Annotated in this window: 11 protein-coding genes; 5 read left to right on the top strand and 6 right to left on the bottom strand. The window is 70.4% G+C overall.

Annotated elements, in window-relative coordinates; translation table 11 throughout:
- Positions 1-187 precede the first annotated feature (187 nt).
- Positions 188-610, bottom strand: coding sequence for a MarR family winged helix-turn-helix transcriptional regulator (locus ACWD4B_RS33545; protein WP_414168175.1), 423 nt, complete (start codon positions 608-610; stop codon positions 188-190).
- Between the two features lie 72 nt (positions 611-682).
- Here ACWD4B_RS33545 and ACWD4B_RS33550 point away from each other — a divergent pair, with 72 nt between their 5' ends.
- Positions 683-1,699, top strand: a complete 1,017-nt coding sequence (locus ACWD4B_RS33550) for a hypothetical protein (protein WP_451424317.1) — start codon at positions 683-685, stop codon at positions 1,697-1,699.
- 26 nt (positions 1,700-1,725) lie between these two features.
- Complete coding sequence (locus ACWD4B_RS33555) at positions 1,726-3,042, top strand: aldehyde dehydrogenase family protein (protein WP_451424318.1); 1,317 nt, start codon at positions 1,726-1,728, stop codon at positions 3,040-3,042.
- Here ACWD4B_RS33555 and ACWD4B_RS33560 read toward each other — a convergent pair.
- Positions 2,996-3,637, bottom strand: coding sequence for an HD domain-containing protein (locus tag ACWD4B_RS33560; RefSeq protein WP_451424319.1), 642 nt, complete (start codon positions 3,635-3,637; stop codon positions 2,996-2,998). The two genes, ACWD4B_RS33555 and ACWD4B_RS33560, sit on opposite strands and share 47 nt — an antisense overlap.
- Positions 3,638-3,839: 202 nt before the next feature.
- Here ACWD4B_RS33560 and ACWD4B_RS33565 point away from each other — a divergent pair, with 202 nt between their 5' ends.
- Both ACWD4B_RS33565 and ACWD4B_RS33570 read left to right on the top strand, forming a co-directional pair.
- The gene (locus tag ACWD4B_RS33565; RefSeq protein ID WP_451424320.1) at positions 3,840-4,946 is read left to right on the top strand and encodes an amidohydrolase family protein; all 1,107 of its coding nucleotides are present in this window, start codon (positions 3,840-3,842) and stop codon (positions 4,944-4,946) included.
- A 288-nt stretch (positions 4,947-5,234) separates the two neighbouring features.
- Entirely contained in the window at positions 5,235-6,200 is a 966-nt protein-coding gene (locus tag ACWD4B_RS33570) for a tectonin domain-containing protein (RefSeq protein WP_451424321.1), read from the top strand.
- Positions 6,201-6,209: 9 nt separating this feature from the next.
- Here the strand turns inward: ACWD4B_RS33570 and ACWD4B_RS33575 are convergent, their stop codons facing one another.
- The 4 genes from ACWD4B_RS33575 to ACWD4B_RS33590 all read right to left on the bottom strand — a co-directional run bounded on the left by ACWD4B_RS33575 (position 6,210) and on the right by ACWD4B_RS33590 (position 9,479).
- Positions 6,210-7,073 (bottom strand): hypothetical protein, encoded by an 864-nt coding sequence (locus ACWD4B_RS33575; protein WP_451424322.1) that lies wholly within the window; start codon positions 7,071-7,073, stop codon positions 6,210-6,212.
- A 717-nt stretch (positions 7,074-7,790) separates the two neighbouring features.
- A complete protein-coding gene (locus ACWD4B_RS33580; protein ID WP_451424323.1) occupies positions 7,791-8,183 on the bottom strand; it encodes a nuclear transport factor 2 family protein in 393 nt (130 codons plus the stop codon).
- Between the two features lie 83 nt (positions 8,184-8,266).
- Entirely contained in the window at positions 8,267-8,716 is a 450-nt protein-coding gene (locus ACWD4B_RS33585; RefSeq protein ID WP_451424324.1) for a MarR family winged helix-turn-helix transcriptional regulator, read from the bottom strand.
- A gap of 139 nt (positions 8,717-8,855) precedes the next feature.
- Entirely contained in the window at positions 8,856-9,479 is a 624-nt protein-coding gene (locus tag ACWD4B_RS33590) for a TetR/AcrR family transcriptional regulator (RefSeq protein ID WP_451424325.1), read from the bottom strand.
- A 131-nt stretch (positions 9,480-9,610) separates the two neighbouring features.
- On the opposite strand from ACWD4B_RS33590, the gene ACWD4B_RS33595 reads away from it, so the two are divergent.
- Positions 9,611-10,012, top strand: a 402-nt coding sequence (locus ACWD4B_RS33595) for an ABC transporter permease (RefSeq protein ID WP_451424326.1), incomplete at its 3' end; no start/stop codon positions are given.

A 10,012-nucleotide genomic window follows, 5' to 3' on the forward strand; every position in this document is an offset into this window, starting at 1 on the left:
GGCCCGCCTCGGGGAGCGGTCGACGATCGACCACGTCTTCCTGATCGTCAAGGAGAACCGGACCTACGACCAGGTGCTCGGCGACCCCAGGGGTCCGGGGCGCAGCCCCGAGCACCTCGGCTGCAGGCGCGTCGTGGCTGAGCGCGCAGTTCCCCGCGCCCCTGACGGGGTGCCCGGCAACGGGGCGCTACCCCGCCGCGTTGTACCGCCGGAGGTACCCGGCGAAGCGCTCCAGGTCCTCGTCCCCCCAGTCCGCGAGACGTTCCTCGAACGTCTCCCGCCGCTGCCGGTGGGCCTCCTCCAGCAGTCGCAGCCCCGCGGCCGACGGCCGCAGGATCTGCCCCCGGCGGTCCCCCGGATCGACCTCGCGAACGATCAGCCCGAGGCGTTCCAGCACGGCGGTCTGCCGGCTGACCGTCGACTTGTCGAGCAGGAAGTGCTCGGCGAGGTCGATGCCGCGGCAGCCGCCGCTCGCCTGCATGTGGTCGAGCATGCTGTAGGTCACCAGCGAGAGATCCGGATGGATCTGGGCGGCCTTGTGCCGCGCCCGCCGGGCGAAGGCGGTGAGTTCGCGCTGGATGGTGCCGAGGGTCACATCGCGGTCGGGCATGGCATCTCCTCCGAATCGGTTGCATAATACATCTGAGTTAGTTGTATTTGCCAACCGAGGAGCGTTCCTCCCATGACCGCACACGCCGCCCACGGGCCGCGCCACCACCTCAAGCACGTCACCGTGCACCTGCTGACCCCGCTCCTCATGTGCCTCGGCATGGGCCTGGCCTACCTCGGTGCCTTCCACCAGCCCGAGCCGCACGGCATGAAGGTCGCGGTCGTGGGCAGCTCGGCCAGGGCGCAGGTGCTCGCTCAGACGATCAAGGACAAGGCGGGCGACGCGCTCGACGTCACCACCGTCGCGGACCGTGACGCCGCCGTCGCACAGCTGAAGGACCGCGACCTGGCCGGCGCGTACGTCCCCAGCGCCACGCACCCCGAGGCGCTGGTCGCCAAGGCCAACTCGGACACCACCGCCGTCGCCGCGACCACCGTCTTCCGCACGGTCGCGGACCAGCAGGGCGTGCCGCTCAAGGTCACCGACCTCACCGGGCTCGCCAAGGGCGACCCGACCGGCCAGGGCATCTTCTTCCTGCTCGTCGCGCTCAGCATCGGCTCGTACGGCAGCGTCGCCGCCATCGGGGCCGCGGGGGCGGGGCTCAAGCTGTGGATGCGGGCGGCCGTCGGGCTCGTCACCTCGCTCGTCGTGAGCGTCATCGGCATCGCCCTCGCCGGGCCGGTCTTCCACGTCGTCGACCACGACTACACGGCGGTCTGGGGCATGGCCTGGCTCTACAGCGCAGGCGTGATCACCATCGGCATCGGCCTGCACACCTTCCTCAAGCGCTGGACGACGCTGACGATGATGGTGCTGTTCGTGATGCTCAACTTCACCACGTCCGGCGGGGTGTTCCGCCCCGAGCTGCAGAACGGCTTCTTCGGCTCGCTGCACGCCTTCTGGAACGGTGCGGGCTTCGTCGAGGGCGCCCGCAGCCTCCTCTACTTCGACGGCGGCGCCGGCCTGGACGGCCGCGTCCTGTCCCTGGTCCTGTGGCTGCTCGGCGGGGCGGTGCTGCTCGCCGTGGCGGCCCGGGCGGAGACTCGGTGGGCGGCGAGGCGGCACCTCGCGGCACCGGCGACCGCCTGACTCCACCATCCACGAAACGAGACACCATGAGTGCAACCCGCCCCGCCGACGCCGTGGCCCGCCTGCGCGCCACGTTCCGCACCGGCCGCACCAAGCCCGCCGCCTGGCGCGCCGAACAGCTGCGTCGCCTGCGCGCGATGCTCACCGAGCAGGACGCGACCCTTCTCGCCGCCCTCCACGCCGACCTCGGCAAGAGCGAGTACGAGGCCCGCCGCACCGAGATCGACTTCACGGTGCGCGAGATCGACCACACCCTCGCGCACCTCGACGCGTGGCTCCGCCCCGAACCGGCCCCGGTCCCGGCCCACTTGAACGGGGCCACGGCCTGGACGCAGTACGACCCGCTGGGCGTGGTCCTGGTGATCGCCCCCTGGAACTACCCCGCGCAGCTGCTGCTCTCGCCCATGGTGGGTGCGCTGGCCGCGGGCAACGCGGTGGTGGCCAAGCCGAGCGAACTGGCCCCGGCCACCTCCGCCGCGCTCGCCCGCCTGCTGCCGCAGTACCTCGACACCGGGGCGGTCGCCGTCGTCGAGGGCGGCGTCCCGGAGACGACGGCCCTGCTGACTGAGCGCTTCGACCACATCTTCTACACCGGCAACGCCGTCGTCGGCCGCATCGTCATGACGGCGGCGGCCAAGCACCTCACCCCGGTCACGCTCGAACTGGGCGGAAAGTCCCCGGTGTTCGTCGACCGCGGCACGGACATCACGGCGGTCGCCGCCCGTCTCGCCGCCGGCAAGTTCCTCAACGCCGGGCAGACGTGCGTCGCGCCCGACTACGTCCTGACCGACCCGGAGACGGCCCGTGCCCTGGAACCGGCCCTGGCCCGGGCGGTGGAGGGGCTGTACGGCGCCGACCCGGCCGCGTCCGGCACCTACGGGCGCATCGTCAACGAGCGCCACTTCGACCGCCTCACCGCCCTGCTCGGCTCCGGCCGCGTGGTGACGGGCGGCGGCCACGACCGTGCGGCGAAGTACATCGCCCCGACGGTCCTGGCGGACGTCGCCCCGGACGCCCCCGTGATGCAGGAGGAGATCTTCGGCCCGATCCTCCCGATCGTCACCGTCCACGGCCTCGACGAGGCCGTGGCCTTCGTCAACGACCGCGAGAAGCCGCTGGCGCTGTACGCGTTCACGGAGTCGGAGGCGACGCGCGAGCGCCTGGCCTCCGAAACCTCCTCCGGCGGCCTCGGGTTCGGCCTCCCGCTGGCCCATCTCACGGTCTCCGACCTCCCGTTCGGCGGTGTCGGCGAGAGCGGCATGGGCAGCTACCACGGCCGGTACTCGATGGAGACGTTCAGCCACCGCAAGGCGGTGCTCCGCAAGGACCTGACGGAGGCCTGAGCAGGCCCCGGTCGATCGCGGCGGCCCTGACCTCCTCGTACAGGGCGGTGAGGGTCTCGCTCACCTGCAGCCGGGGCAGCTGGAGCCGGTCCAGCGCCCCGGCGTCCGCGCCCACGTCCTCCCAGCCCTGGCCGGTGAGGCAGCGCATCAGCGCGGGGTTGAGCCGGTCCACGCCCCGCACGAGCCGGGCCTCGGGCGTGGCGCCCTCCTCGTGCTCGCGCCACACCTCCAGGAACTCGGCGCCCAGTTCGCCGGGCAGTGCCCCGTACCGGCGCTGGGCGACCTCTTCCTCGACGCGGGCCTTCTCCTCCCGGCGCCGGGCGCTGTCCTGGGTGCGCCAGGCCGAGGGGTCGCCGGCCTCGATCTCCACGAGGTCGTGCATGAGGCACATCTTGAGCATCTTCTCCAGGTCCAGCGTGTGCCCGCACTCCCGCTCGAACTCGCGGTGCAGGACCCAGCAGACCAGGGCCAGATGCCAGGAGTGCTCGGCCACGCTCTCCTTCCGCTCCGGGGTGGCGTTGTTGTGCCGCTCGACCTCCCGGAGCCGGGCGGAAAAGGCGATGAAGTCGAAAACCTGACGGAGCTCGTCACCCACGCTGGTTACCTTCCTTGTCTCTGTGCTTTGTCCGCAACGGCGACATGTTCCCCTGTCACCCGTCCGGGGCGCCCGAGTACCGCCGTGGCGGAGGTGGCGGAGGTTCGGTAAAGGCGGAATGGGTAGTTATCACACCCGTCACAGGACCAGGCCGAGCCGACCACGGGAGGTCACCATCAACAGCTCCGGAACGTCTACGAGGTTGAGGTTAAGGATCGGCAGAAGACTCGGCCTCGCCGGCGCGGCCCTGACGGCGGCGGTGGCCGTCGTCGCCTCCCCGGCCGGTGCCGGGCAGGCCCTGGCGGCGGCGGATCACGGCTGCTTCGACCGTGCGAAGGAGCCGTACACCTCGAAGGTCGACAGCCACCTCCACTTCCGCCCGTTCGGCGGCAAGGCGATCCCCTTCGACGAACTCACCGGCTATCTGCGCAAGTCCGGTGTGCAGCACGCCAGCATGTACGGCATCGGGCAGACGCTCCCGGTGGACTCCAGCTGTACGTACTACCTGGACTGCCCCGGCACCCCTGTGGTGCCGAGCATGAAGAACGACTTCGTCAACGCCGAGAACTGGCTGGAGACGAAGCCGGAGGACCCCGAACTCGCGGTCTCCATGACCTTCATGGACCTGGCGAAGCCGGAGACGATCCCGGGCGGAATCGCCTTGTACGACAAGGAGTTCCCCGGGGTGTTCCGCTGGGCGGGCGAGGTGAACGTCGTCAAGCAGGCCCTGTTCCCGAACCACCACAAGGCGACGACGACCGAGAACATCGAGCACTGGGCCCCCTTCATGAAGGTGCTCCGCGAACGCGGCATCCCGATCACGCTCCACTCGGACCTGGGCAGCGACGCGGAGCCGACGAAATACCTCCCGCTGATGGAGGAGGTCCTCCGCCTCTACCCGCACAACAAGATCGTGTGGGCGCACATGGGCCTGTCTAAGGAACTGACGAAGATGGACCCGGACCGCCACATCCGCCTCATGGAGCGGATGCTCGACGAACACCGCAATCTGACGGTGGACTTGAGCTGGCGGGTGCTGGAGGACGCGTACTTCAGCAAGCCGGGCGTGCGGGCGAAATACGCGGCATTCCTCGACCGCTACCCGACGCGGGCGATCCCGGGGACGGACTTCGTGGCGTCGGCCAACAAGGACTACAAGGTCTACGAGGAGGAGCTGGAGGTCACCAGCCGCATCAACAAGGCGCTGGGCGACGAGGCGTTCCGCGACATCGCGCTGGGGGAGAACTACTTCCGGCTGCTGGGGATCAATGAGGCGGCGCCGCGGGTGTGTGAGGTGGCGGCGCGCTGACGCGCAATCACCCTGCGGGAAATGGTAGTTGAAACTGGCGCCCCCCTCGCGGGGGGCGCCAGCGGAGCGTCACCGTAGGAAGCCACGCCTTGAACGGATCGCTGCTGTGATCCGGAATTGTGCCCCCGCGCGACCACTACCGTCAATCAGCGAGTCGACGACGCCTTCTGCCCCGCACGCCCGTTCGGCCGGAAAGAGCCGAGAGGGGGACGGCACCCCCGGTGTACGGTGCCGTCGCCCGATCCCGTACGTGCAGGTTTCCTTCCTCAGCAGGAAAGGACAGTCGTCATGGGACAGCGAAGACGTTTCAGACGCATCGCCGAACTGTTCGGCGCACTCGTACTGTTGATCGCCGCACCGGCGCATCCCGCTTCCGCGGCAGGACATCACACCACCGACACCGTCTTCGGCTCCTCCATAGCCGCCGCCCGCAATGTCGACGGGCGGCTCGAACTCTTCGGTACGAACAGCGGTGATGCGATCTTCCACCGTTATCAGAGCAGCGCCACCAGCGGCTCCTGGGTGCCCTGGGCGCAGTTCGACGGCGCGCTGCGTGCCGTGGCCGCCGAGACGAACGCCGACGGCCGCATGGAGCTGTTCGGCGTCAACGGCGCCGGATACATCTACCACCGCTGGCAGACCATTGCGGCCGGCGGACCCTGGTCCAACTGGGAGCAGTTCGACGGCAATCTGACGTCGATCGCCGCCGCCCGCAACGCGGACGGCCGCCTGGAGATCTTCGGGACCAACAGTGCCGGCGCCGTCTTCCACCGCTGGCAGACGTCCATCGGCGGCTCGTGGTCCGGCTGGGCCCAGTTCGACGGCGCGCTCACGCAGGTCGCGGCAGCGACCAACGCCGACGGCCGCGTCGAGCTCTTCGGCGTCAACAGCGGCGGTGCCGTCTTCCACCGTTGGCAGACCTCGATCGGCGGTGCCTGGTCCAACTGGGAGCAGCTGGACGGCGTGCTGACGTCGATCGCCGCCGCCCGCAACGCGGACGGCCGCCTGGAGATCTTCGGTGCCAACGCCGGGGACGCGGTCTTCCACCGCTGGCAGATGTCCATGGGCGGCGCGTGGTCGACCTGGACACAGTTCGACGGCGCCCTGACGCAGGTCGCGGCCGCGACGAACGCGGACGGCCGCGTCGAGCTCTTCGGCGTCAACCGGGGCGGTGCGGTCTTCCACCGCTGGCAGGGTGCCGCAGGACGGGACTGGTCCGGCTGGGCGCAGTTCGACGGTGCGCTGAGGCCCTGAACATCCCGGTCACGTACCCGGCGCGCAGAGTGCCTCCCGCACTGCGGCAATGCCACGCCGCGTAGCGGCCACGGCACCCGAAGTCCCGTATGCCGCCGGGGCGTTCTCCCGGCGGCAGTCCCGGCACCGTTCCTCGCCCGTCACCGGCCGGAACACCCGCCCGCAGCCGCCGCCACAGGCACGCAGCGGCGCCGGGCGGGGTACGGGCTCCGGGGCCGGGTCCGGCATCTTCCGGAGCAGGCGGTTGCGCAGCAGTCCGGTCGCGGAGCGGACGCGGTCCGGGAGATCGGCGGTCAGCGCTTCGCGCAACTCCCCGAGTGTTGCGCCGCGTTGCAGCCATTCGGCGGCCAGCGGCGCCAGGGTGCGTACGTCCCGGCTGCTCAGGCGCAGGCGCCGCTCCCCACGCGTGACGGCGGTCAGCGCCTGCGCGCCGCGCTCGGCCAGCGGGTGGTGGGGAGGCGGGGATGTGTTCTCCCCGGTGTTGTCGGGGTGACGGCCGACGGCCGGAGCGGTCGGCTCACCGACGGCCGGTTCCACGGCAGTCGGTGAGCCGTCGCGGATATCGACGGCTTCCTCCGCCGTCAGCGGCGCGTTCGAGACCAGCTGCGGCCTCGTCCAGCGCCCCGCGGTGTCCTGAAGGCGCCAGTCGTGGAGGTAACCCGCCCTGAGCAGCTCGTTCTTGGCGCGCAGGAAGGCCGTCTTCTTGATCCCGATCCGTTCCGCCGCCTGCCACAGCGGCACATGGACCCCTGGCGGCAGCGCAAGCTGCCAGAGCAGCAGGCGCACGGCGTCGGAGGAGAGCCGGGAATCACGGATGATCTCGTTCGGAACCTGGGTGAAGTTGCCCGTGGGGGCGATAGCATGACGGAGCATTTCGCTAGGGGGCCGTTTCTCCTTGCGGGTGAAGACCCCCGGGCCGGTGTTCCAGCACCTCCGGGGGTCGCCTCGTATGCGGACGAGGCAACCCGATGTGCTGCAACGTATGTGCTGCGCACGCTTGGGCGGCGGTGTTTCCGGCGCCCAACTCCCTTATGGCGAACGCTCGATCGTTTGTGCTGGTCGCACCGGGTCAACTCCCCTTCTGGAGAGCCGGATTGAGCACATCCACGGGGTGTATGGTCATCTCAGCGCTTCGAGAGCGCCCCCCTTCACGAGGTCCCGTCATCGGGGCACCTGGCCCAGGGTGCCCCGCTATTGGGCTCCCTCCGGTGCGGTCACCGGTCATGGCCGCAACCCGATGAAGGGGGGCGCCAGTGGGGCGTCACCGTAGGAAGTCACTTCCACTGTGCAAGCGGATCACTGCTGTGATCCGGGAGTTCTGGAGGTGGTGTATCGGACGGTGACTGCCAGTCCTCCGAAAACCTGAGGACTGACAGTTGAGGCCGTCTCCTACGGTCTCGGCCCACGCTCTCAGCTGACCCCTGGGAGCGGGGGCCACTTTTGTGTGGCATGCCGGACGGTAACCGCCAATCCTCCGCTTCTGTGAGGACTGACGATCGCAAACCGTCCTTTGCGGCTGGCCCTACGCTATCCCGCCAACTGCCCCCGCGCGAGCCCTCCCGTCAACCCGGCGTTGCGCAGCCGCGGTTCTCACCGCGCGCTGCCCAGGTCCCGGTCGGCCTCGGTGCCCTCCAGCATGAGGGTGGTCTCCTCGATGCGGCGGAAGCGGCCGTCGGGGGCGAACTCGCCGAACAGGTAGACCTCCATGCGCACGGAGGTGCCGTCGGTCTTGGTGACGGTGACGGTGTGCCGGTCCGCGTAGCGGTCGTCCTGGGCGAGCTCGTCGTGGACTTCGACGGAGCCGGAGGCCACGACCGTGCGCAGGTGGGCGATGTGCTGCAGGAATTCGGCGCGGTCGGCCCACTCGCCGTCGGTGCGCTGGCGGTAGTCGGGCGCGAAGTGCCGGTCGGCCGCCTCGTGCAGGTCCAGGCCGGGGGTGAGGAGCAGGTCGGTCATTGCGGTGGCGATGTCGGTGCGGTGCATGGAAGTCGACCTCCGGACGAATCAGAGTGCGTGCGCTGCGCATGCACTCTGACTGTACCCCAACACGCGTGCGCTGCGCACGCTTACTGCTGTCCGAAGGGCCCGTCCATGGTGAACCGGTGCAGCTGGCGGGCGAAGGCCCGTGCCTCCTCGGGCGGCCAGGAGTCCAGCGAGGCGGCGATCCTGGCTGCCAGGCGCGAGCGCGTGGCGGCCACGGCCCGCTCGCCCGCGTCCGTCAGCAGCAGCAGGGACGCGCGGCGGTCGGCGGGGTCGGGCTCCCGGCGCACCAGCCCCGCGGACTCCAGCTGCGAGGCGCGGCGGGTCACTCCGGAGCGGTCGAGCCCCACCTCCGGGGCCAGGTCCGCCGCGCTGCGCGGCCCCGTCCTGGCCAGGCCGCTGAGGACGGGGTACGTCAGCTCGTCCAGCCCCTCGGCGATCTCCAATGTCAGATCCTGGTACAGGTGTGCGCGCGCCGAGCGCCGCAGCAGCAGCCCCAGCGCGTCGGCGATCTCAAGCCCCACGGTGTTCTCCACGCGCCCACGGTAGCGTGCGCAGCGCACGGGCTCATTCCGGTGGCCTCGCCCCGTAAGGGGCGCGGGGAACTGCGCGACCAGCCACGATGCGCCCGCAGACGACGTACTGCCCCAGGGGTCCGGGGCGAGGCCCCAGGGGCTAGAGCCCCTTCGCCCCCAGCGCCGTGGTGATCGCCGTCGTCAGCGAGTCCAGGTACCCCTTGGGCAGGGGTGACCGCCCCATCACCAGACGCCAGTACAGCGGCCCGCTCGCCAGGTCGACCGCCAGGTCGATGTCCGCGTCCGCGGGGAGTTCCCCGCGGACGACCGCGTTGCGGATCACCGCTTCCGCGATCGTGCGCTGCGAGTCGCGGATCGCCGCCTGCACCGCCTGGGCGATCTCCGCGTTGCGGGCCGCCTCGGCCATCAGGTCCGGGATGATCTGGGCGACCATCGGGTGCCGCATCACCCGGGACGTCAGCTCCAGCAGGGCCCGGACGTCGCCGTGCAGCGCGCCCGTGTCCGGGGTGGGCAGCCCCTGGACCGCCAGGGCCGACACCACGTCCAGCACGATCGGCAGCTTCGACGGCCAGCGCCGGTAGATGGCCGCCTTGCCCACGCCCGCCCGGCGCGCCACGCGCTCGATCGACAACCGTCCGTATCCGACCTCGGCCAGCTCTTCGAAGACGGCGGTGCGGATCGCGTCCGTGACGTCTTCGCGCAGCACTGCCGCGCCGGCGGGGGCGCGGCGTGTCCTGGGGGCGGCGAGCGACTCGTTGTCCATGGGGCAGAGCCTACCGCGAGGACGGAACGGTTGCGTTCCATCCGTTCCGTGGCCTAGCGTGGACGCATTCGCTCCATGGAACGATCCCGTTCCGTCGTGCGCATCCGATCAAGTCCGACGAAAGCGTCCAGGTGACCGAGACAACCCTCGCGCCCCGCGACTGGGCCCCGGCGGCCAGTAACGCCGCCGAGCTGGCCGAGAAGTACGGCCTGTCCGTCAGCGGTGCCCGGCCCCCGCTCGGGGAGTACGTGCGGCAGCTGTGGGGCCGGCGGCACTTCATCGCCGCCTTCTCCAGCGCCAAGCTGACCGCCCAGTACACCCAGGCCAAGCTGGGCCAGGTCTGGCAGGTGGCCACGCCCCTGCTGAACGCCCTCGTGTACTTCTTCATCTTCGGTGTGCTGATGAACACCCGGAGAGGGATGAACACGGAGACCTACGTCCCGTTCCTGGTGACGGGTGTGTTCGTCTTCACGTTCACGCAGAGCTCGGCGATGGCGGGCGTGCGGGCGATCTCGGGCAACCTGGGTCTGGTG

The sequence above is a fragment of the Streptomyces sp. NPDC002536 genome, assembly GCF_053594995.1.

Excerpts from the sequence above, each read along its gene's own strand:
- ACWD4B_RS33545 (WP_414168175.1), bottom strand. The coding sequence starts at position 610 with ATGCCCGACCGCGATGTGACCCTCGGCACCATCCAGCGCGAACTCACC.
- ACWD4B_RS33550 (WP_451424317.1), top strand. The coding sequence starts at position 683 with ATGACCGCACACGCCGCCCACGGGCCGCGCCACCACCTCAAGCACGTC.
- ACWD4B_RS33555 (WP_451424318.1), top strand. The coding sequence starts at position 1,726 with ATGAGTGCAACCCGCCCCGCCGACGCCGTGGCCCGCCTGCGCGCCACG.
- ACWD4B_RS33570 (WP_451424321.1), top strand. The coding sequence starts at position 5,235 with ATGGGACAGCGAAGACGTTTCAGACGCATCGCCGAACTGTTCGGCGCA.
- ACWD4B_RS33575 (WP_451424322.1), bottom strand. The coding sequence starts at position 7,073 with ATGCTCCGTCATGCTATCGCCCCCACGGGCAACTTCACCCAGGTTCCG.
- ACWD4B_RS33580 (WP_451424323.1), bottom strand. The coding sequence starts at position 8,183 with ATGCACCGCACCGACATCGCCACCGCAATGACCGACCTGCTCCTCACC.
- ACWD4B_RS33590 (WP_451424325.1), bottom strand. The coding sequence starts at position 9,479 with ATGGACAACGAGTCGCTCGCCGCCCCCAGGACACGCCGCGCCCCCGCC.